Origin of the sequence: Streptomyces sp. RKND-216 (genome assembly GCF_004795255.1) — a bacterium.
In the GTDB taxonomy this organism is placed as follows: Bacteria; Actinomycetota; Actinomycetes; order Streptomycetales; family Streptomycetaceae; genus Streptomyces; species Streptomyces hazeniae.
On record NZ_SSBQ01000002.1, the window covers coordinates 2,919,756 to 2,941,341 of the forward strand.

The following is a 21,586-nucleotide window of genomic DNA, read 5'->3' on the forward strand; positions in this document are numbered from 1 at the left end:
GTCCGCCATGCGCACACCCGTCCGGACCTTCGCCCGTCCGTCCGACCGCAGGGAAGGTTTCACGTGAAACCCGTCGACCCCCGCCTGCTCCGGTACGCCCGCGCCACCCGCGTCTTCCTGTTCGCGAGCGTGGCCCTGGGGCTGGCCGGGGCGGGCCTGGTCGTCGCCCAGGCGGTGCTACTCGCCGAGGTGATCGTCGAGGCGTTCCAGCGGGACCACCTGGCCGCCGATGCCCTGACGTTGCTCGCGGCCACCGCCGTCGGGCGCGCCGCCGTCGCCTGGCTGACCGAACTCGCCGCGCACCGGGCCGGTGCGGCGGTCAAGTCCGAACTGCGGATGCGGCTGCTCGTCCACGCCACCGCGCTCGGCCCGGACCGGGCGCAGGGCACCGGCGAGCTGGCCACCCTCGCCACCCGCGGCATCGACGCCCTCGACGACTACTTCGCCCGCTACCTGCCGCAACTCGGGCTCGCCGTCGTGGTACCCGCCGCCGTGCTGGCCCGGATCGTGGTCTCCGACTGGATCTCCGCCCTCACCATCGCGGTCACCCTGCCGCTCATCCCGGTCTTCATGGTGCTCATCGGCTGGGCCACCCAAGCCCGCATGGACCGCCAGTGGGCTCTGCTGTCCCGGCTCGCGCACCACTTCCTGGACGTCGTCGCAGGGCTCCCCACCCTCAAGGTCTTCGGCCGTGCCAAGGCGCAAGCGGAGAGCATCCGCGCGCTGACCGGCGACTACCGGCGGGCCACCCTGCGCACCCTGCGCTTGGCCTTCCTCTCCTCCTTCGCCCTCGAACTGCTCGCCACCCTCTCCGTCGCGCTGGTCGCCGTCGGAGTGGGCATGCGTCTGGTGCACGGCGACCTGGACCTCACCACCGGCCTGGTGGTGCTGATCCTGGCGCCCGAGGCCTACCTGCCGCTGCGTCAGGTAGGCACCCAGTACCACGCGGCCGCCGAGGGGATCTCCGCCGCCGACCAGGTGTTCCGCGTCCTGGAGGCCCCCGCACCGGTCCTGGGCACCGGCCCGGCTCCCGCCCAGCCCGTTGTCACCCTGGAGGGGGTGCGCGTCCGCCACGAGGGCCGTTCGGGTGACTCGCTGCCCACGACCACCCTCACCCTCACGCCTGGAGAGACCGTCGCGCTCGTCGGACCGTCCGGGGCCGGCAAGTCGACCCTGCTGCACACCATCCTCGGCCTGACCCGCCCCACCGAGGGACGCGTCCTGCTGGATGGCCAGGATCTCACCGGCACCGACCCGACCAGCTGGCACGCCCGGATCGCCTGGGTGCCGCAGCACCCCCACCTGTTCGCCGGCACTCTGGCCGAGAACGTACGCCTGGCCCGTCCGCAGGCCGACGACTCCGAAGTGCGGGCCGCGCTGGACGCGGCCGGGGCCCCCGACCTCGACCCCGACGCCCTGCTGGGCGAACAGGGCGCGGGGCTCTCGGCGGGACAGCGCCAACGCGTCGCCCTGGCCCGGGCCTTCCTCGCCGACCGGCCGATCCTCCTGCTCGACGAACCCACCGCCGCCCTGGACCTGGCCACCGAGGAGTCCGTGGCCGCCGCCATCGAACGCCTGGCCCGCGGCCGCACCACGCTGCTGGTGGCCCACCGGCCCGCGCTGCTCCCGCTCGCCGACCGGGTCGTCGTCCTCCCCGCTCCCGACGACCGGCCGGCGACGGCCGCGGAGACACACCCGCACTGGGCGGAGGCGGTCGCCCACGGCGACACCCCGGAGGCCGCCGCGGCGGTGGCCGTCGGGCCCGGGCCCACCGCGCCCGACGCCGCCGGAGCCGGCGCCCCGGGCGGACCGGGCCGCAGCCCGCTCGCCCGGGTGCGCCGGGCCGCCCGTCCGCTGCGCGCCCGCCTCGCCCTCGCCCTGCTGCTCGGCACGCTCGCGCTGGGCAGCGCGGTCGGCCTCATGGCCACCTCCGGATGGCTCATCTCCCGCGCCTCCCAGCAGCCGCCCGTGCTCTACCTGATGGTCGCGGTCACCGCGACCCGCGCCTTCGGCATCGGGCGCGCCTTCTTCCGCTACGCCGAGCGCCTCGTCTCCCACGACGCGGTGCTGCGGCTGCTCGCCGGACTCCGGGTCGCCGTCTACACCCGCCTGGAGCGTCTGGCCCCCGCAGGTCTCCGGGAGACCCGGCGAGGCGACCTTCTCTCCCGCCTGGTCTCCGACGTCGACGCCCTCCAGGACCACTTCCTGCGCTGGTTGCTCCTAGCCGGAACGGCCGTCGCCGTTTCCCTCGGCGCGGTCGGCTTCACCGCCGCGCTGCTCCCGGAGGCGGGCGCCGTGCTCGCCGTCGGCCTGGTCACCGCGGGCGCCGCCGTCCCCCTGCTCACCGCGGCGCTGTCCCGGCACACCGAGCGGCGCCTCGCCCCCGCCCGCGGCACCCTGGCCGTCCGGACCGTCGACCTCCTCGGCGGTACCGGCGAACTGACCGTCGCCGGGGCCCTGCCCGCCCGCACCGACGCCGTGCGGGCCGCCGACGCCGAGCTGACGCGCATCGCGGCCCGCAGCGCCGCCCGTACTGGTGCCGGCGCAGGGCTGACCGCGCTGGTCACCGGCTGGACGGTGACCGCCGCGGCCTGGGCCGGTGCGGTCGCGGTCGGCGGCGGACGGCTGGACGGGGTGCTCCTCGCCGTCGTGGTGCTCACCCCGCTCGCCGCCTTCGAGGCGGTCGCGGGCATGCCCCTGGCCGTGCAGTACCGGCAGCGCACGCGGCGGGCGGCGGAACGCGTCCACGACGTGCTCGACACACCCGCGCCCGTGCGGGAGCATCCGGGCGCCGGGCGGGAACGACTGGCAGCCCTCACCGCGGCATGGCGTGCCGACGAGAGGTCCGGCCACCCTCCCGAAGGCGCGACCGGTCCGCGCCTCACGCTGCGCGGGGTCACCGCCCGCCACCCCGGCCAGGAGAGGCCCGCCCTCGCCGGCTTCGACCTCGACCTGACACCCGGTCACCGGGTCGCCGTGGTCGGCCCGTCCGGCTCCGGCAAGACGACGCTGGCGCAGGTACTGCTCCGCTTCCTGGACCCGGAGTCCGGCGCGTACCTGCTGAACGGCGGCGCGCCGCCGTCCGGTGGTGCGCCGAGCGGCGGCGGGCCCGAGATGGACGCCACGTCAATGGACGGCGACGCCGTACGGCGCCTCGTGGGCCTGTGCGCCCAGGACGCCCACCTCTTCGACAGCACCCTGCGGGAGAACCTCCGCCTCGCCCTGCCCCGCACCGCGGACGGCGCCCCGGCGGAGGACGGTCCGACGGGCGCCGTTCCGGCGGAGGGCGCGGGCACCGACACCGTGCTGCACCGGGCGTTGGCCGCTGCCCGCCTCGACGCCTGGGTGCGCAGCCTGCCGGACGGCCTGGACACCCGCGTCGGCGAACACGGTGCCCGCCTCTCCGGCGGACAACGTCAGCGTCTCGCCCTGGCCCGGGCGCTGCTCGCCGGATTCCCGGTGCTGGTGCTGGACGAGCCCGCCGAACACCTCGACCTGCCCACCGCGGACGCGCTGACCGCCGACCTGCTGGCCGTCACCGAGAACCGCACCACGGTGCTGATAACCCACCGCCTGCACGGGCTGGAGGCCGTCGACGAGGTGATCGTCCTCGACCGCGGACGCACGGCGGAGCGCGGCACGTACGCCGAACTCGCCGCCCGGGAGGGTGGCCGCTTCCGCGCCATGCTGGACCGCGAGGCGGCCACGGCGGAACGCGCCGCCGGACCGGCGCCGTAGGCGGAGTGCGGCCCGGCCGCTCCCCAATGGCCCGAACGGCGTGCGCGCCGGGTGGTCCGGTGCGGACGGTCAGCGGCCGTCCGCCAGCAGCCGTTCGATGACCGCGGCCACACCGTCGTCCTGGTTGGACGCCGTCCGGTGGGTGGTCGCGGCCAGCACGTCCGGGTGCGCGTTGGCCATCGCGTAGGAGGTGCCGGCCCAGCCGAGCATCTCCAGGTCGTTGGGCATGTCACCGAAGGCCACCACCTCGTCGGCGGAGATGCCGCGCTGGGCGCAGCACAGCGCCAGCGTGCTGGCCTTGCTCACGCCGAGGCCGCTGATCTCCAGCAGAGCCGTGGGGCTGGAACGGGTGATCTCGGCGTATCGTCCCGCGCTCAGGCGCGCCAGGGTGAGGAAGGCGTCCGGGTCCAGCCGGGGGTGCTGCGCCAGCAATTTCAGCACCGGCCGGCTGGTGAAAGGTTTCCCCGAGTCGTCGGTGCCGGATTCGGCCAGCAGCTTCTCCACCGGCGCCACCACGGCGCTGGGATCGAGGTGCACGGGCGGATACGACGGCTCGTAATGGAACCCTCCGGTGCGCTCCACGGCGAAGGTCACTCCCGGAGCGGCCTCCCGCAGCGCGTGCACGACTCGCCGCGCGTCGTGCTCCGCCAGCTCCCGGACCTGCACGATCCGGCGGCCGCGGTGCAGGTCCACCACGGCCGCCCCGTTGGCGCAGATGGCCAGCCCGTGGCCGTGCACGTGGTCGCTGACCACCCCCATCCAGCGGGCCGGGCGGCCGGTCACGAAGAAGACCTCGACGCCGGCCTGCTCGGCGGCGGCGAGTGCCTCGACCGTGCGGTCGGAGACGGACTTGTCGTCGTGCAGCAGGGTCCCGTCCAGGTCGGTGGCGATGAGCCGGGGCCGTGACCTGAGGGCGTCGGCGGGCGCGCGGTGCGCGGCAGGATGCATCACGCACACATCTTCGCCTATTCCGCCGCACAGGCGTGCGGTAAGGCGCACGGATGAGCCACTCGTCGGCGTGTGCGTGTGGAGGAGACGTGCCCGGGGTGCGGGCCGGCCGTGCGTGCGTCGCGAAGAATCACCACGCCCCCTCCTGGTCCCCGACCCGTGGCGAACGGCGCCGCGCCGCACGGCTGCCGGAACCGGGCACCGTAGGGTCGTGGCATGCGACTGAGCACGTGCATCCTCCCGGTCCACCGCTGGCACGAGGGAGGCCGGGAACGGTGGACGCGGGCCGAGGAACTCGGCTTCCACGCGGCCTACACCTACGACCACCTGTCCTGGCGGGTCCCCTTCCGGGACGGCCCCTGGTTCGGTGCCGTGCCCACCCTGACCGCCGCGGCCGGTGTCACCTCCCGGCTGCGCCTCGGCACGCTGGTGACCTCGCCGAATTTCCGCCACCCCGTCACCCTCGCCAAGGAGCTGCTGACCCTCGACGACGTCAGCGGCGGCCGTGTGACGCTGGGCGTCGGCGCCGGCGGTACCGGCTTCGACGCCACCGCGCTCGGCCAGGAGCCGTGGACGCCGCGCGAACGGGCCGACAGGTTCGCCGAGTTCGTCACCCTGCTCGACCAGCTGCTGACCGGTGACGCGACCACTTACCGCGGCACGTACTACTCCGCGCACGAGGCGCGGAACATCCCCGGCTGCGTACAGCGCCCCCGGCTGCCGTTCGCCGTCGCCGCCACCGGGCCCCGCGGCCTGCGGCTCGCCGCCCGTCACGGGCAGGCCTGGGTGACGACCGGGGACCCCAAGGTCGTCGCCGCCCCCGACGCCACCCCTCAGGCCTCGCTCGCCGCCGTGGAACGGCAGGTCGCACGTCTCGGGGAGACCTGCGCCGAGGAAGGACGCGACCCGGCCGACCTGCACCGGATCATGCTCGTCGGCTTCACTCCCGACCCGCTGCTCGACTCCGTCGACGCCTTCGTGGACTTCGCCGGGCGGCACGCGGCGGCCGGCATCGACGAGATCGTGCTGCACTGGCCGATCCCCGGCACCCGCTTCGAGGCCGACCCGGACGTGTTCGCCCGCATCGCCACCGAGGCGCCCGCCCAGCTCTGACGGGGGCCGACGGGCGGATCAGCGGCTCCTGGCGGCCAGGCGGCTCTCGTCGATGCGCTCCGCGGCGAGGTAGTACAGCACCGCTCCGGCGCGCAGCGGGGCGTCCCACGGCGGGCTGACCTTCATGGAGCCGTCCTGCCGCACGGCGATCACCGTGGCGCCGAAGTCGCGGCCGAACTGCTGCTGGCAGGCGCCGAACTGCTGTCCGCCCAGGGCCTCCGGCAGCCGCACCGAGTAGGTGTTGCCCTCGCCGCGGCTGCTCATCAGGTCCGCGTACACCTCGGTGATACCCGGATCGAGTGCCTCCTCGGTCAGCAGGTTCGGCACGTGCCACTGCACGCACTGGACCGTCGGGCTCACATACCGCAGGTGCGCGGCGCGGTTCATGTCGTGCAGCGCCGCCACCATGTGCACCTCCGGACGCAGGTGGTCGACGGCGACGGCCAGGGCGAGCGCCTCGTTGTCGTCCCGGGCGTCGATCACCACCGTCGCGGCACGGTCCACGCAGGCCCGTTTCAGCACGTCCGCGTCGCGCAGGTCGCCGCGCACGAACAGGACGCCGTCCTGCTCCGGCATCGGATGCTGCGGCACGTCGTCCCAGGCGCACAGCACGAGTTCACGGACGCGTTCCTCCAGCAGCAGCTCCTGGACGATCCGCTCGGTGCGGCCCGGGTGGTAGCCGAGGATGACGATGTGCTCTGTGAGGTCGAGAGCGACGACGCCCTTCATGCGCTTCCCCCTGACGGACTGGATGTGGCTCGCCAGCTCGGTGAAGAGGATGGTGAGAGTGGCGATTCCGCCGACGATGACATAGCCCCCGACCACGTGACCGGCGCCCGTCTCCGGGAAGAAGTCGCCGTATCCGACCGTCGATCCGGTGACCAGGAAGTACCACCAGTAGTTCTGCGGATCGGTGATCGCGTTCGACCCGGGCTCGGCCAGCCACATCGCCAGCCAGCTGGTGCCGAACACGAACAGGCCGACCGCGAGCGCCGCCCGCCACCCGTGCACGCGGGAGCGCAGCGCCTGGACGAACCGGGCGACGAGGATCGGCACGTGCGGCTCCAGGTGGCTGGAGGGGAATCGGGGAGGGCAGCCTACCGGTCGGGGCGTGTGCGACCGCACCCTGGGACGGTGCGGGGAACCTCTCGCTTATTACCCGCTGGTAAGTCATGATGGCGGCCGACGACGGACGCGGCAGGGGGAGGCGACGGTGACGGCTCCGGAGAAGCGGACCACGGTGCACACGTTCCGGGACGACGCCCTCGGCGAGCACGACGCCGTCGGGCTCGCCGAGGCGATACGGCGCGGCGAGGTCGGCGCGGCCGAGGTGGCGCGGGACGCGGCGGCGCGGGTCGGGGACGCCCGCGCCCTGAACGCCGTTCAGGCGGACCTCGACGTCCCGGCCCGCTCGTCCGGTGGTGGCGGCGCGTTCGCCGGGGTGCCCAGCTTCGTCAAGGACAACGTCGACTACCTGGGGCTGCCGACCGGGCACGGCAGCGGGGCGTTCGTGCCCCGGATCGCGCGTCGGCACGCGCCGTTCGGCGAGCAGTTCCTGAGCACCGGTGTCACGGTGCTGGGCAAGACCAGGCTGCCGGAGTTCGGCTTCAACGCGACCACCGAGTTCGAGGACGAGGAACCCGTCCGCAACCCCTGGCACACCGACTACTCGGCGGGCGGCTCGTCCGGTGGTAGCGCGGCGCTGGTCGCGGCCGGCGCGGTGCCGGTCGCGCACGCCAACGACGGCGGCGGATCCATCCGCATCCCGGCCGCCTGCTGCGGACTGGTCGGGCTCAAGGCCACCCGCGGCCGCCTCGTGGCGAACGAGCAGAGCAGGCCGCTGCCCATCGACGTCGTCAACGACGGCATCGTGAGCCGCTCCGTACGCGACACCGCCGCGTTCCTCGCCGCCGCCGAGACGCACTGGCGCAACCCGAAGCTGCCACCGCTGGGCCTGGTCGAAGGGCCCTCCGAGCGGCGGCTGCGCATCGGGCTGCTCGCCGAGTCGCCGACCGGCGTCCCGATCGACGCCGCCACCGGGGCGGCCGTGACGGAGACGGCCGCCGCACTGGAGAGGCTCGGACACACCGTCGAACCGGTGCGCGTCGCCGTGGACCCGCGGTTCACGCAGGACTTCCTGACCTACTGGGGCATGCTGGCCTTCCTCATCGCCGTCACCGGGCGCAGGCTCGGCACCGGCTTCGACCACCGTCGCATGGACGGACTCAGCCGGGGGCTGCGCGCCGACTACCTCCGGGCCATGCACCGGACGCCGGCCGTGCTGCGACGGCTCAAGCGGTCCCAGGAGGGCTACGCGGCGGCGTTCCGGGGCCTCGACCTCATCCTGAGCCCCGTCCTCGCCCACACCACACCCCGGCTCGGCAGGCTCAGCCCCGCCGTCCCGTACGACACGCTCATCCAGCGGATCACCGCGTACGTGGCGTTCACCCCGCTGAACAACGTCGTGGGCACGCCGTCGCTCTCCCTGCCCGCGGCCAGGGCCACGGACGAGGGGCTGCCGATCGGGGTCATGTTCTCCGCCCGGCCGGGCGGAGAACGCGCCCTGCTCGACGTCGCCTTCGCCCTGGAGGCCGACCGGCCCTGGCGGCGCATCCAGGACGTCGTCCCGGCGAGCTGATCCGGACCGGCCGACGCGCGGGTCACGCCTGACGGGTCGGTGCCGGTGGCCCTTCGGGCTCGCGCATCCGCAGGTAATGGGACGGCACGGCTTCGGTAAGCCACACGCCGTTTCCGCTTTGCCGGAAGGTGTGGCCCTCGCGGTGCATCTCCCCGGCTGCCACCGCCAGTACGAGCGGGCGGCCCCGGCGCGCACCGACGCGTTGGGCGGTCTCCCGGTCCGGGGAGAGGTGCACGTCGTGGCGGCTCATCGGGCGCAGGCCCTCGGTGCGGACGGCGTCCAGGAAGCGGGCGACCGTGCCGTGGTAGAGCCACTCCGGTGGCGCGGCGTCGGGCAGCCCGAGATCGACCTCGACCGAGTGGCCCTGCTGGGCGCGGATGCGGTCGCCGACGGCGTCGAGGGCGAACCGCTGCTTGTCGTTCGCGGCCACCACGTGTTGCAGCTCGGCGCGGGTGAAGGGGAAATCGTGGTCGGCGGCGGCCCGCAGCAGTGCCTCGACCGGGGTCCAGCCGTGCGCGTCGAGGACGAGGCCGATCCGGCCGGGATCGTGGCGCAGATGCCGTGAGAGGTACTTCGAGATGCGCACGTCGCGCTGGGGGTTCACCGGCCCCAGCCTGCCGTGCCGCAACCGGTCCGGCACCTCCTTTTCCGGGTGGTGGGCGGTCTTTCCGGGGGCCGGTGCCGATGTCAGTGGCGGCTGGGACGATGCGGGGATGGAGAGCCGAGCCGCCGTCATCGCCGACCAGACCACCGAACACACCACCACCGACCGCATCACCGACCGCATCACCGACTACTGGGACGCCGCTGCCACGACCTACGACGAGGAGCCGGACCACGGCCTCCGCGACGCCGGGACGCGGGATGCCTGGGCGCGGCGACTCCTGGAGTGGGTGCCGGGGCCGGCCGGTTCGGTGCTGGACGCCGGCTGCGGCACGGGCTCGCTGTCGCTGCTGCTGGCGGAGGCCGGGCATGTGGTCACCGGAGTCGACGCGGCGTCGGGGATGGTGTGGCGGGCCCGGGAGAAGGCGGAGACGGCCGGCGTGCGGGCGCGGTTCCTGCTGGGCGAGGCGGGCGACCCCCCGGTCGGTGACCGGGCCTTCGACACCGTGCTGGCGCGGCACGTGGTGTGGACGCTTCCCGACCCGCACCGGGCGCTGCGGCGCTGGGTCTCCCTGCTGCGGCCCGGCGGGCGGCTGGTGCTGGTCGAGGGCCGCTGGCGGCAGTCCGCGGCCACCGACGCCGCGCCGTACGTCGCGGGAGCGGCGCGGGCGCTGCCGTGGCACGGGGGAGTCGGTGCGGAGGAACTCGCCGAGGCGGTCAGCCCGCTGGTCACCGCCGTCCGGACGGTACCGCTGAGCGGCGAGGTCGCGCTGTGGGGCCGCCCGGTCGACGACGAGCGTTACGCACTGATCGCCGACGTCTGACTGTGAGGATGTGTGGTGGCTTCTGCGACGGGTTCGACTCGCCGTCTGACCGACGCCTCGCGATTGTCTTTCAAGCGATTCGTCTGCTTGTGCGGAGGAGTCACCGCACGCGGGGCGGAAGCCGCGGGGCCGGCGGGTACGGGGCCGCCCCTGTCCCAGCGTGGGAAAGGCGCGTCACCGGGCATGCGCGGGCGCCCTCGTGCGCGTCGTAGGCACGCGAGGCGGTGACGCGGGGGCGCCGCCGTAGGCGGCGGGGCAGAACCGCCGTACGCCTGCGGGACGCTGGCGCTGACCTCTGCCGGACTGGGTCCTAGCGCCGGCGTCGGTGGGCGAGGTCGTCCATCATCCGGGCTGCCGCCTCACGTTCCGTCGCCGCGGCCACGAATGCCGCGACGTTGCCCTCGCCGACCATGTCGCGGACGCGGGCGACCGTCGCTGCGGGGAGGTGGACGGGTGTCGTCCGCCCGTCCTGTGGCGGGTGCCTGTCCTGTGGTTCCCGCTCCTGTGGTTCTCGCGCCGCCGGTGGGGCGTCGGCTTCCGGCCTACCGCTGCTCTCGGCCGCGCCGGTCCCCGCGAAGCCCGCCATCGGTGGGCCGCCCGCGTCCGGCTGTCCCGTCGTCGTCCGCAGGTGGGCCCGGAGGGTGCGGGCGGAGAGCACCTGCATGGCGCGGGCGAGTTCCGCGTCGACCGCCTGCCGGGCCAGCGGACGCAGCCGGCGCACCAGACCGGCCACCTCCGCCGCTTCCGCGTCCGTCGGTGGGCCGCTCCCCGCGAGGTAGTCGGCGAAGACGTGCCGGTCCGCGAAGGTCAGGAACCGCTCGGCGATGTGCTCGACCTGGGTGCGCAACTCCCGCAGGTGCCCGGCGACCGCGGACAACGGCACTCCTGCCGCGTGCAGCTCGGCCGCCACCGCGAGCTCCTGCGGGCTGGGGGCGACGTACACGTCCTCGCCCGCTTCCCCCGGGGCGGGAACCAGTACCCCCAGGCGTACGGCCTCCCGCACGGCCGCCTCGTCGGGCGTGCCGCCGAAGAGGGCGTTCAGGTCGCGCCGGGTGAGCCGCTGCGGCTCCTCGTCGCTCCACGGACCGGCGACCTCCGCTGCCAGCCCCAGCACGCCGCTCAGTCCGCGGCCGGAGTCCCACGCCTCCAGCAGCTCGCGGATCGAGGCCAGCGTGTAGCCCCTGTCCAGGAGTTCCGCGATCTGCCGCAGCCGCAGCAGGTGCGCGTCCCCGTACAGGTTCGCCCGGCCGCGCCGTTCGGGCCGCGGCAGCAGCCCCCGGTCGGCGTAGGACCGGATGGTGCGGACGGTGGCGCCGCTCAGATGCGCCAGGTCCTCGATCCGGTAGGTGGCAGCCGACGCCCTCTCGTCGACCGATTCCGCCTCGCCGACCGATTCCGCCTCGCCGGCGGACCCCGCTTCGTCCGCGAACCCGGCTTCGCCCCGGGACGACCACGACCGGCAGCCCCCGCCCCCGCCCCCGTCGCCGCTCGCGGCCCCGCTGCCGCTCCCGCCGGTCACTTGAGCGGCCGGACCCGGGCTATCGCCCGCAGCGCACGCGGATACATCCGGGCGAGCAGGTGCGCGGTGCGCGCCTCGGGAGTCACCGGCACCACCGGCCGGTTCTCCGCAACAGCCCGCAGCACCGCCGCCGCGACCCGCTCCGGCGGGTAGTTGCGCCGCGCGTACCGCCGCGTCGTCCGCTCCCGCAGCCGCTCCTGCTCCTCCGCGTCCACGCCCGTGAAGCGGGCCGTCGCGGTGATGTTGGTGGTGACGAAGCCCGGGCAGACGGCGGAGACCCCGATGTCCTGACCGGCGAGTTCGGCGCGCAGGCACTCGCTCAGCATCAGCACGGCCGCCTTGGACGTGCAGTACGCGGGCAGTGCGCGCGAAGGCTGGAAGGCGGCGGCGGAGGCGGTGTTGACGATGTGGCCGCCCTGCCGGCGGTCCGCCATCTGCCGGCCGAACGTCCGGCAGCCGTGGATGACTCCCCAGAGGTTGACGTCCAGCACGCGCTGCCAGTCCTCCACCCCGGTGTCGAAGAAGCCCCCGGAGACGCCTATCCCGGCGTTGTTGACCAGCACGTCGACCGTGCCGTGCTCGGCCGCGGTCTTCGCCGCCAGCTCCTCCATCGCCGTGCCGTCGGCCACGTCCGCGACCTCGGCCCAGGCTTCCTTGGCGCCGCTCTGCCGGGCGAGTTCGGCGGTACGCGCGGCCGTGGCCGCGTCCCGGTCGACGGCGATCACGCGTGCGCCCGCGGCGGCGAACGCCAGAGCCGTCGCCCGGCCGATCCCGCTGCCCGCACCCGTCACCAGCACCAGCTGCCCGGCGAACCGGTCGGCGTACGGCGCCGGGCGCCGCCTCCGCGGGACGACGCCCGCCCGGGCGCCGCCCCGGGCGGCGACCGCCCCCGACGGCGCGGCCCCTCCCGACTCGACGGAGGCGCCCGACCCGACGGAGCCGCCCGATTCCACGGAGGCGCCCGATTCGACGGCGTCGACGAAGTCCCCCACCCAGGAGGCGATCCGGTCGGGCCGGGTGCGCGGCACCCAGTGCTTGGCGGGCAGCGTCCGGCGCGTCAGGTGCGGAACCCAGCGCTCCAGACCGTCGTACAGCGCCTCGCTGAGAAAGGCGTCACCGGTCGGGGTGATGAGCTGGACGGGCACGTGCGCATGGCAGTCCTCCCGCGGCCGCCGCAGGCGGGACCGCACGTTGTCCCGGTAGAGCCATGCGCCGTGCGCGGCGTCCCTCGGCAGCGAGGCGGTCGGGTAGGCCCCGCCCGGCACCTTCTCCGCCCGCTCGAGCAGCCGGGGCCAGGCCCGCCCGAGCGGCCCCTTCCACGCCAGCTCCGGCAGCACAGGGGTGTGCAGCAGGTACACGTACCAGGACTTGGCTCCCTGCCCGAGGAGTTGCCCGACGCGACGCGGCGTCGGGTGTGCGACGCGCTGCCTGATCCAGTGGCCGAAGTGGTCGAGCGAGGGCCCGGACATCGAGGTGAAGGACGCCACCCGCCCCCGCGTCCGCGACACCGTGACGAACTCCCAGCTCTGCACCGAGCCCCAGTCGTGCCCCACCAGGTGGACGGGACGGTCCGGGCTCACCGCTTCGGCCACCGCAAGGAAGTCGTCGGTGAGCTTCTCGAGCGTGAAGCCTCCGCGCAGCGGCTTCGGCGCGCTGGAACGGCCGTGGCCGCGCACGTCGTACAGCACCACGTGGTAGCGCTCGGCCAGCCGGGGGGCGACGTCCGCCCACACCTCCTTGCTGTCCGGATACCCGTGCACCAGAAGGATGGTCGGCCGCTCCGGGTCGCCCAGCTCCGCGACGGCCAGCTCGACGCCCTCCCGCGTCACGACCCGCCGCTCCTTCCCGGCGATCCGCCCGTCGCCGGCACTCCGCAGCGCGCCCCGCCCGTCCTGCCCGTTTCGCCCGTCCTGCGCCATGGCTTCCCCTCCCTGCCCCGCCTGAACTGACACCATCGAATGTGACAACGTCCGATGGCTGCGTCAAGGCTCCGCCCCGGCCTGTGGATACCGCCGGTAACACCAGCGCCTCCGCCCACCGGACCCCGACCCCGCGCCCTCCCCCGGAAGCAGACCCCTAGTGGGCCGTCCGCCTCCGGTACGACCCCGATCCCGCCCTCCAGGGGGACGTGACACGCCCCACACCGCCACTACCGTCGTCTCCGTGACTGTGATCGCTACCCAGAGCCTGACCAAGCGGTACCCACGGGTGACCGCTCTCGACCGGCTGACGATGGACATCACACCGGGCGTGACAGGCCTGGTGGGTGCCAACGGAGCCGGCAAATCGACCCTGATCAAGATCCTCCTCGGTCTCGCCCCGGCCTCCGAGGGCACCGCGAGCGTGCTCGGCCTCGACGTCTCCCGCGAGGGCGCCGCGATCCGCGAACGCGTCGGCTACATGCCGGAACACGACTGCCTGCCGCCCGACGTCTCGGCCACCGAGTTCGTCGTCCACATGGCACGGATGTCCGGCCTCCCCGCCACCGCGGCCCGCGAGCGCACCGCCGACACCCTGCGCCACGTCGGTCTCTACGAGGAGCGCTACCGCGCCATGGGCGGCTACTCGACCGGCATGAAGCAGCGGGTCAAACTCGCCCAGGCCCTCGTCCACGACCCTCAGCTCGTCCTGCTCGACGAGCCCACCAACGGGCTCGACCCCGTCGGCCGGGACGACATGCTCGGCCTCATCCGCCGCGTCCACACCGACTTCGGCATCTCCGTGCTGGTCACCTCGCACCTGCTCGGCGAACTGGAACGCACCTGCGACCACGTCGTCGTCATCGATGGCGGAACGCTTCTGCGCTCCTCCTCCACCGCCGATTTCACCCAGAGCACCGCCTCGCTGGCCGTCGAGGTCACCGACACCGACACCCACCCCGACGGCACCGCCGCACTCCGCGACGCCCTCGCCAAGGCCGGACTCACCGTCCACGCCCCCGGTGCGCCGGGAGCCCCCGGCAGCGGACACCTGCTGCTGGTCGACGTCGTCGACGGCGCCACGCACGATGTCGTCCGCGACGCCGTCGCCGACCTCGGCATCGGCCTGATCCGCATGGAACAGCGCCGCCACCGCATCGCCGAGGTCTTCACCGAGAGCCCCGAACAGCACGCCGAAAGGCCCTCCGGTTCACACCCCGGCCGGAACACCGGGCAGGACACCGGCCCCGCCCCCGGCACCGACACGCGCACGCCCGAATTCGCGGCGGCCCGCCCGCAGGAAGGACACAGCGGCGATGTCGCCTGAGACCCGAAACCCCACCCCCGCTTCCGCGCCTGCTTCCGCCCCCGCGGCGGACGTGATCCACAACATCGGCTACCGCCACTACGACGGCCCGCGCCTCGGCCGCGCCTACGCCCGCCGGTCGCTGTTCGTCCACTCGCTGCGCGGCGCCTACGGCCTCGGTCGGACGGCCAAGTCCAAGGTCCTGCCGATGATCCTGGCGGCCTCGATGGCCTTCCCGACCCTCATCATGGTCGCCGTCACCGTCGTCACCGGCGCCGGCGAACTCCCCGTCGCCTACACCGAGTACGCCCTGTTCCTGCAGCCCGTCGTCGGCATCTTCGTCGCCGCCGCCGCACCCCAGGCCGTCTCCCTCGACCTGCGGTTCAAGACCACACCCCTGTACTTCTCCCGCCCCATCGAACGCCGCGACTACGTGAGCGCCAAGTACGCCGCCCTCACCGCCGCGCTGTTCGTCTTCACCGCCACCCCGGTGCTCCTGCTGTACGTCGGTGCCCTGCTCGCCAAGCTCGACTTCACCGACCAGACCCTCGGGTTCGCCAAGGGCCTCCTGTTCTCCGCCCTGTTCGCCGCTCTGCACGCCGGAATCGGCCTCTTCCTCGCTGCCCTCACCCCGCGCCGCGGCTTCGGCATCGCCACCGTCATCGCCGTGCTGACCATCCCCTACATGCTGGTCTCCGCACTCCAGGGCACCGCCTACGGCCAGAACGCCCCCGAACTCATCGGCTGGCTCGGCCTCGGCTCCCCCGGCACTCTCATGGCCGGCTTCCAGCAGGCCGTACTCGGCGGCCCCTCCGCCTTCCCCGGCGCCGTCGACCTGACCGCCGCCGAAGGCACCGGCTACGTGCTGCTCATCGCCGTCCTGATCGCCGGCACCTATGCCCTCCTGCTGCGCCGCTACCGAAAGGCCGGGCTGTGACCACCCTCCAGATCGACCACGTCTCCCGCTGGTACGGCAACGTCGTCGCCGTCAACGACATCACCATGACGATCGGCCCCGGCGTGACCGGCCTGCTCGGCCCCAACGGCGCGGGCAAGTCCACCCTCATCCATATGATGAGCGGCTTCCTCCCGCCCTCCAGCGGCACCGTCACCCTCGACGGCGCCACCGTCTGGCGCAACCAGGACGTCTACCGCGAGATCGGGCTCGTCCCCGAGCGCGAGGGCATGTACGACTACCTCACCGGCGGCGAGTTCGTTCTCGCCAACGCCGAACTGCACCGCCTCCGCGACCCGCGCGCCGCCGCCCGCAACGCGCTGGCCACCGTGGAGATGGAACACGCCGCCGACCGCCGCATCAGCACCTACAGCAAGGGCATGCGGCAGCGCGTCAAGATGGCGTCCGCGCTCGTCCACGACCCGTCCGTCCTGCTGCTCGACGAGCCGTTCAACGGCATGGACCCCCGCCAGCGCATGCAGCTCATGACCCTCCTGCGGCAGATGGGCGACCAGGGCCGCACCGTGCTCTTCTCCTCCCACATCCTGGAGGAGGTCGAGCAACTGGCCTCGCACATCGAGGTGGTGGTCGCGGGACGGCACGCCGCCAGCGGCAACTTCCGCAAGATCCGCCGCCTGATGACCGACCGCCCGCACCGCTACCTCGTCCGCTCCAGCGACGACCGCGCCCTGGCCGCCGCCCTCATCGCCGACGGCTGCACCTCCGGCATCGCGTTCGACGCCGACGAACGCGCCCTGCGCATCCAGGCCGTCGACTTCACCCGCTTCACCGAGCTGCTCCCCCGCGTCGCGCGGCAGCACGGCATCCGGCTCCAGGAGGTCTCGCCCTCGGACGAGTCCCTGGAAAGCGTCTTCTCCTACCTCGTCGCGGCCTGAAAGGAGCAGACGACATGAGCAACCTCTACGACCCCACGGTCGCCCGCCTCACCTTCCGGGCCCTCCTCGGCCGCAAACGCGGCCTCATCCTCACGGCCCTGCCCGCGCTGCTCCTCCTCGTCGCCGTCCTCGTACGCGTCCTGGTCGGCGCCGACGACCAGCTGACCGCCGAGCTCCTCGGCGGCTTCGCCCTCTCCGCGATGGTCCCGCTCATCGGCGTCATCGCCGGCACCGGAGCCATCGGCCCGGAGATCGACGACGGCTCCGTCGTCTACCTGCTCGCGAAGCCGCTCAAGCGCTCCACCATCATCCTCACCAAGCTGTACGTCGCCGTCGGGGTCACCGTCGCCTTCTCGGCGGTGCCCACGCTGCTGGCCGGCTTCGTCCTCAACGGCAACAGCCAGCAGCTCGCGGTCGCGTACGCCGTCGCCGCCGCCGTCGGCTCCCTCGCCTACAGCGCGCTGTTCCTGCTGCTCGGCGTCGTCACCCGGCACGCCGTCGTCATCGGCCTGGTCTACGCCCTGGTCTGGGAGGCCGTCGTCGGCAACATCATCGCCGGCGCCCTCACCCTGTCCGTCCAGCAGTGGTCCCTCGCCGTCGCGCAGGAGATCGGCGGTGAAGGCCTCGTCACGTCCGAGGTCGGCCTGACGCTCGCGGTGATCCTGCTCGCGGTCGTCACGGTGGGCGGCACCTGGTGGGCCGGACAGAAGCTCCGCAGCCTCACCCTCGCGGGCGAGCAGTAACCCCCTCCGGCACGTTCCCGGTCGGCCGACGCCGGGGACCGCGACACCTACCGTCGCGGCCCCGGCGTCGGTCGTTCCTCCGCGCGCACGGGCCGGTCCGCACGGGGTCTTCTGCTCGCGCGGAACAGCTCGAAGCCCACACGTTCCGGCTCGGGCGGCGGTGCGAGGACGGCCGCCCCCTCCGCCCGGCACTCGGGACACAAGTCCCCCTCCGTGCCCGGCCTCGGCGTGAAGAGCAACGACTGGGTGTGCTCGCCCCGGCACTCCCGCATCCGGGCCACCCTCGGCTCCGGGCGCGGTGCGGCCGGAACGGCGGGCGGCACGTCCGGCAGCGCGTGCCGCAACCGCCAGCGCAGCACACCCACCGGCGAACGCACGTCGCCGCCCAGCCCTGCCGTCAGCGTCCGGCGGATCTCCTCGGCGCTCAAGTCGCTCTGCAGCCACGGCACCAGGAGCGGCGCCAGGTCGCGGATCACCCGTGCGGGCATCGCCAGACGGCGGTCCGCGAACACCAGCGTCTGCAGGAACGCCTCGGCCGCCGCCCGCCGCCGGCCTCCTGGTTCGCGTGCGCCCGGTGCCTGTTCGCCCGATGCCTGCTCGGTGGTTCGGGTGGTGTTCTCCCTGATGTTCTTCCTTGGTTGACGGCCGTCCGTCCGGCCCGTCGGCTCACCGACGGCCGGAGAACCGGCACCCGGCGGCGACGGCTCGGTGCCGTGCTCCCGACCGTCCCGCAACGCCAGCGCCTCCGCAGGCGTCAGCACGACGTTGGACACCAGCTGCACGGTCCGGAACCGGCCACTCTCGACCCGCACCCGCCACTCGTGGACGTAGCCCTCGTCGAGCAACTCGCGCTTGGCGCGCTGGAACGCGGTCTTCCGGATACCGGCCCGGCGGGCCGTCTCACTGAGGCACTGCCGGTCGTCGGCCGTGAGGGAGAGCTGCCACGTCAGCAGCGTCTTGGCCGCCGGGGACAGGCGGGGATGGCGCACGATGGTGTGCGGGATCTGCGTGAAGGCACGTGGGGGCGCGTTAACATTCCGGAGCATCCAGGGACTCCTGTGAAGTCTTTCGTGGGTGTAGGGCCCCGGCCGGTGCTGTAACACCGGCTGGGGACCGCCTCTTTCGGTCGAGGCGACCCCGTCGATGGGCACACTACCTCCTCTTGTGACCGTGTGATGACCGCTCGTTGCGCAGTGTGATAATCACTCCCATGCCCGCAGGTGGGCCCACACGGTCTTGCCGATCTCCCGGTCGCGCACGCCCCACCCGTCGGAGAACGCCGCCACCAGCGCGAGCCCGCGCCCCGACTCGGCGGCGCCGCCCGGGTCTTCGGGCACCCACGCGGGCGGCCATCGGTCGCCCGCGTCCGACACCTCGACGGTCAGCAACTTCGCCAGGTCGTACGTCACCCGCAGCTCGACCAGCCGACCCGGCACGAGGCCGTGCCGCACGGCGTTGGTGACCAGCTCCGAGACGACCAACTCCGCCGAGGCCACCCCGTCCTCCCCCACGCCCCACTCCGTCAGCACGTCCACGACGTGATGCCGGGCCGCCGTGACGCTGCGCGGCGTCGACGGATACCGCCGCCACCACACGAACGACGCGACGGCGGGAGAGGTCTCATCACTTTCCGGATTCATGTCACCAGATTCGCCACGAGCGGCTACGTTCGGTAGTAGTCGCATGTCAACGGGGTCGATCGTTGAGCCCGACCCGGCCCGCGTTGAGAGGCGTTGAGACGAGTTGAAGGGGGTGAGCGCGGATGGCACCCGGCATGAAGGTGGTCTCCCCGGCCAGCCAGTACTTCGCGGAGGTCCTGCGGCTGCTGCGGGTCAGGGCCGGCCTGTCCCAGAACGAACTGGGCACACGCATGAACTACACCGGCGCAGCCGTCAGCGCGGTCGAGACCTGCGCCAAACCGGCCACCGACGGCTTCATCGACGCCGCCGAACACGCCCTGGACGCCGGAGGCGTCATCAGCGCGGCGGCAAAGCATCTCCGTCTGGAGCGGTACCCCGAGTATTTCCAAGGCTTCGTGCAACTTGAACAGGACGCCTTGAGCGTCATGTCCTGGTGCACACAAGTGATCGACGGCCTTCTTCAGACGGAGGGTTACGCGCGCGAAGTTCTCCGCTGTGGATTCCCGCCACTGGACGAAGACGAGATCGACAGGCTCATTGCTGCGCGTATGGAGCGCGCGGCCCTGCTGACGCGGAAGCCGGTGTGTGTGGTGGACTCGTCATGGAGGAAGGCGCCCTGCGGCGTAGGACCGTAGACGCGAAGGATATGCGGGCACAGTACGAGCACCTGCTCAACTCCGCCTCTCGTCCCAACGTGACGATCCAGGTCATGCCGTCTGTGAGAGGTATGCATGCTGGCTTGCGTGGACCCATGAAGCTCATCGAGACTGCCGACAGCGAGCGTCTCGCCTACATGGAAGGCAACGACCAGAGCACGCTCGTCTCGAAGCCGGACGAGGTCGGAGTGCTGTGCCGTCGCTGTGCGATGATCGGCCGACAAGCCCTCCGTCCGGAGGAATCCCTAGCCCTGATCGAGCAGTTGGCGGGAGAGCTATGAGCGAGTTGGCGTGGCGCAAGAGCACCTACAGCGACTCGGGTGGAGGCGACTGCGTGGAGGTCGCCGTCGGGTGGACGAAGAGCAACTACAGCGACTCCAGCGGCGGTGATTGCGTCGAGGTCGCGGCGGGCCAAGTGGCCGTACACGTCCGGGACTCGAAGGACATAACCGGGCCGACACTGTGCCTGCCTTCGGACGCCTGGCGCCGCTTCCTCGGCTCGCTCCGGTAGGCCCCGCTACTTCACCCGCACCGGCCGTTCGAAGAACGTCTCCAGGACGACCGTCGCCTGCGTGCCGCTGACGCCCTCGATCTCGTACAGCCGCCGCAGCACGTCCTGCAGTTGACCGGTGGACGCGGTACGCACCTTCACCAGCACCGACGCGCTGCCCGCGATGACGTGCGCCTCCTGGATCTCGGGCACATCCGCGAACCGTTCGGCCGAATCGCCCATCCAGGACGTCGACTCGACCATCACGTACGCCAGCACGCCGGCCCCCACGGCCTCCGGGTCCACGTCGACCGTCGTCCGGCGGATCACGCCGCGCTCGCGCAGCTTGCGCACCCTCTCGTGGGCGGCCCCGGCCGACAGCCCGACGGCCTCGCCCAGCTTGGCGTACGGCGTCAGCGCGTCCCGTTGCAGCTCCGCCAGCAGCGCGCGATCCATCTCGTCCACAGTTCTCCGTTCGGTGTTCTTCGCCTTGCACAGTATGACATCCTGCATATCGCACGATCGGGTGATGATGGTTCGGAGGGGGACCTTCCTGTGACGGTAGAACGACTCCCGCTGTACGAGTGTCTCGACGAGCGCTTCCGTACCGGGCGCTGCATGGTCGGCGACGACGAACTGGAGGTCCTGCACACCGGTTCCCGCTGGGCCGAGGGCCCGCTCTACCTCCCCGCCTGGCGGCAAGTGATCTGGAGCGACATCCCCAACGACCGGATGCTCCGCTGGGACGAGGAGACAGGAGCGGTCGGCGTCTTCCGCCGCCACGCGGGCCACACCAACGGCAACACTCTCGACGGCGAGGGGCGCCTGATCACCTGTGAACAGGGCAACCGGCGCGTGACCCGCACCGAGCACGACGGAACGCTCACCGTGCTGGCCGACCGCTGGCAGGGGAAGCGCCTCAACAGCCCCAACGACGCTGCGGTGAAGTCCGACGGCGCCGTCTACTTCTCCGACCCGGACTTCGGCATCACCAGCGACTACGAAGGCCACCGGGCCGACAGCGAGATCGGCGCGAACCACGTCTACCGCATCGACCCCGTGACGGGTGGCGTGGAGGTGGTCGCGGACGGCTTCGGCGCGCCGAACGGGCTCGTCTTCTCGGCGGACGAACGGCGGCTCTTCGTCTCCGACACCCGCGCCGGCTTCATCCGGGTCTTCGACGTGCGCGACGACGGCTCGCTGTCCGACGGCGAGGTCTTCGCCGAAGCGGCGAAGCGGTCGCACGCGCGGTTCGACAACCTGCGCTTCGACTCCGCCGGACGGCTCTGGGCCGCTGCCATGAGCGACGGCGTGCACTGCTACGACCCCGACGGCACACTCATCGGCCGCCTCAACGTGCCGGAACCGGTCTCCAACCTCTCCTTCGGCGGCCCGAAGCGGAACCGGCTCTTCATCACCGCCACGACCTCCCTCTACTCCCTGGTGACCGGCGTGAGGGGCATCCACCCCACCGGCCCGGGGCGACCGCGGTGGCAGTGACGCCGTGAACCGCCGTGGTGAGCCGCCCGGGTGCGAGTGCTGGAGGGGCCTCGCACCCGACGCGGGGGATTCGCGGTGCGGGGCGCCCTGAGGACCGC

Annotated in this window: 20 protein-coding genes; 12 read left to right on the top strand and 8 right to left on the bottom strand. The window is 73.0% G+C overall.

Annotated elements, in window-relative coordinates; genetic code table 11:
- The first annotated feature begins 63 nt into the window (after positions 1–63).
- Complete coding sequence (gene cydD, locus E4198_RS13030; RefSeq protein ID WP_136183299.1) at positions 64–3,738, top strand: thiol reductant ABC exporter subunit CydD; 3,675 nt, start codon at positions 64–66, stop codon at positions 3,736–3,738.
- A 69-nt stretch (positions 3,739–3,807) separates the two neighbouring features.
- Here cydD and E4198_RS13035 read toward each other — a convergent pair whose 3' ends face one another.
- Positions 3,808–4,686 carry a Cof-type HAD-IIB family hydrolase gene (locus E4198_RS13035; RefSeq protein WP_136185353.1) on the bottom strand — a complete coding sequence of 293 codons (879 nt, stop codon included), beginning with the start codon at positions 4,684–4,686 and terminating at the stop codon, positions 3,808–3,810.
- A gap of 216 nt (positions 4,687–4,902) precedes the next feature.
- Between E4198_RS13035 and E4198_RS13040 the strand changes: the two genes are divergently transcribed.
- Positions 4,903–5,799: an LLM class flavin-dependent oxidoreductase gene (locus E4198_RS13040; protein WP_136183300.1), complete on the top strand. Its 897-nt coding sequence runs from the start codon at positions 4,903–4,905 to the stop codon at positions 5,797–5,799.
- A gap of 18 nt (positions 5,800–5,817) precedes the next feature.
- Here E4198_RS13040 and E4198_RS13045 read toward each other — a convergent pair whose 3' ends face one another.
- Entirely contained in the window at positions 5,818–6,855 is a 1,038-nt protein-coding gene (locus tag E4198_RS13045) for an ion channel (RefSeq protein WP_136183301.1), read from the bottom strand.
- A gap of 157 nt (positions 6,856–7,012) precedes the next feature.
- On the opposite strand from E4198_RS13045, the gene E4198_RS13050 reads away from it, so the two are divergent.
- On the top strand, positions 7,013–8,437 hold the full coding sequence (locus E4198_RS13050) for an amidase (RefSeq protein WP_136183302.1): 1,425 nt from the start codon (positions 7,013–7,015) through the stop codon (positions 8,435–8,437).
- Between the two features lie 22 nt (positions 8,438–8,459).
- Here the strand turns inward: E4198_RS13050 and E4198_RS13055 are convergent, their stop codons facing one another.
- Positions 8,460–9,041, bottom strand: coding sequence for an RNA 2'-phosphotransferase (locus E4198_RS13055; RefSeq protein ID WP_136183303.1), 582 nt, complete (start codon positions 9,039–9,041; stop codon positions 8,460–8,462).
- 109 nt (positions 9,042–9,150) lie between these two features.
- Here E4198_RS13055 and E4198_RS13060 point away from each other — a divergent pair, with 109 nt between their 5' ends.
- Positions 9,151–9,864 (top strand): class I SAM-dependent methyltransferase, encoded by a 714-nt coding sequence (locus tag E4198_RS13060; RefSeq protein WP_136183304.1) that lies wholly within the window; start codon positions 9,151–9,153, stop codon positions 9,862–9,864.
- 310 nt (positions 9,865–10,174) lie between these two features.
- Here E4198_RS13060 and E4198_RS13065 read toward each other — a convergent pair whose 3' ends face one another.
- Positions 10,175–11,203 carry a MerR family transcriptional regulator gene (locus E4198_RS13065; RefSeq protein ID WP_136185354.1) on the bottom strand — a complete coding sequence of 343 codons (1,029 nt, stop codon included), beginning with the start codon at positions 11,201–11,203 and terminating at the stop codon, positions 10,175–10,177.
- Between the two features lie 176 nt (positions 11,204–11,379).
- Positions 11,380–13,302, bottom strand: a complete 1,923-nt coding sequence (locus E4198_RS13070; RefSeq protein WP_136183305.1) for an SDR family oxidoreductase — start codon at positions 13,300–13,302, stop codon at positions 11,380–11,382.
- A 244-nt stretch (positions 13,303–13,546) separates the two neighbouring features.
- Here E4198_RS13070 and E4198_RS13075 point away from each other — a divergent pair, with 244 nt between their 5' ends.
- From E4198_RS13075 to E4198_RS13090, 4 genes are read left to right on the top strand one after another with little or no spacing between them, the layout of a single operon-like run.
- Positions 13,547–14,629 carry an ABC transporter ATP-binding protein gene (locus E4198_RS13075; RefSeq protein ID WP_136183306.1) on the top strand — a complete coding sequence of 361 codons (1,083 nt, stop codon included), beginning with the start codon at positions 13,547–13,549 and terminating at the stop codon, positions 14,627–14,629.
- Entirely contained in the window at positions 14,619–15,545 is a 927-nt protein-coding gene (locus tag E4198_RS13080) for an ABC transporter permease (protein ID WP_210732818.1), read from the top strand. The genes E4198_RS13075 and E4198_RS13080 overlap by 11 nt, the downstream gene beginning before the upstream one ends.
- Positions 15,542–16,459 (top strand): ABC transporter ATP-binding protein, encoded by a 918-nt coding sequence (locus tag E4198_RS13085; RefSeq protein WP_136183307.1) that lies wholly within the window; start codon positions 15,542–15,544, stop codon positions 16,457–16,459. Before E4198_RS13080 ends, E4198_RS13085 begins: the two co-directional genes overlap by 4 nt.
- Positions 16,460–16,473: 14 nt before the next feature.
- Positions 16,474–17,202, top strand: coding sequence for an ABC transporter permease subunit (locus E4198_RS13090; protein ID WP_136183308.1), 729 nt, complete (start codon positions 16,474–16,476; stop codon positions 17,200–17,202).
- A 47-nt stretch (positions 17,203–17,249) separates the two neighbouring features.
- Here E4198_RS13090 and E4198_RS13095 read toward each other — a convergent pair whose 3' ends face one another.
- Positions 17,250–18,248, bottom strand: coding sequence for a hypothetical protein (locus E4198_RS13095; RefSeq protein ID WP_136183309.1), 999 nt, complete (start codon positions 18,246–18,248; stop codon positions 17,250–17,252).
- A 156-nt stretch (positions 18,249–18,404) separates the two neighbouring features.
- Positions 18,405–18,842, bottom strand: a complete 438-nt coding sequence (locus E4198_RS13100) for an ATP-binding protein (RefSeq protein ID WP_136183310.1) — start codon at positions 18,840–18,842, stop codon at positions 18,405–18,407.
- 122 nt (positions 18,843–18,964) lie between these two features.
- On the opposite strand from E4198_RS13100, the gene E4198_RS25700 reads away from it, so the two are divergent.
- Genes E4198_RS25700 through E4198_RS13110 form a run of 3 tightly spaced genes read left to right on the top strand, consistent with a single transcriptional unit; the run spans position 18,965 to position 20,009 of the window.
- Entirely contained in the window at positions 18,965–19,477 is a 513-nt protein-coding gene (locus E4198_RS25700; protein ID WP_281727981.1) for a Scr1 family TA system antitoxin-like transcriptional regulator, read from the top strand.
- 11 nt (positions 19,478–19,488) lie between these two features.
- On the top strand, positions 19,489–19,779 hold the full coding sequence (locus E4198_RS25705) for a Scr1 family TA system antitoxin-like transcriptional regulator (protein ID WP_281728008.1): 291 nt from the start codon (positions 19,489–19,491) through the stop codon (positions 19,777–19,779).
- Positions 19,776–20,009 (top strand): DUF397 domain-containing protein, encoded by a 234-nt coding sequence (locus E4198_RS13110; RefSeq protein ID WP_136183311.1) that lies wholly within the window; start codon positions 19,776–19,778, stop codon positions 20,007–20,009. The genes E4198_RS25705 and E4198_RS13110 overlap by 4 nt, the downstream gene beginning before the upstream one ends.
- Positions 20,010–20,015: 6 nt before the next feature.
- On the opposite strand, the gene E4198_RS13115 is transcribed toward E4198_RS13110, so the two are convergent.
- A complete protein-coding gene (locus tag E4198_RS13115; RefSeq protein ID WP_136185356.1) occupies positions 20,016–20,453 on the bottom strand; it encodes an Lrp/AsnC family transcriptional regulator in 438 nt (145 codons plus the stop codon).
- A 90-nt stretch (positions 20,454–20,543) separates the two neighbouring features.
- Between E4198_RS13115 and E4198_RS13120 the strand changes: the two genes are divergently transcribed.
- Positions 20,544–21,488: an SMP-30/gluconolactonase/LRE family protein gene (locus E4198_RS13120; RefSeq protein WP_247597659.1), complete on the top strand. Its 945-nt coding sequence runs from the start codon at positions 20,544–20,546 to the stop codon at positions 21,486–21,488.
- The last annotated feature ends 98 nt before the right edge of the window (positions 21,489–21,586 follow it).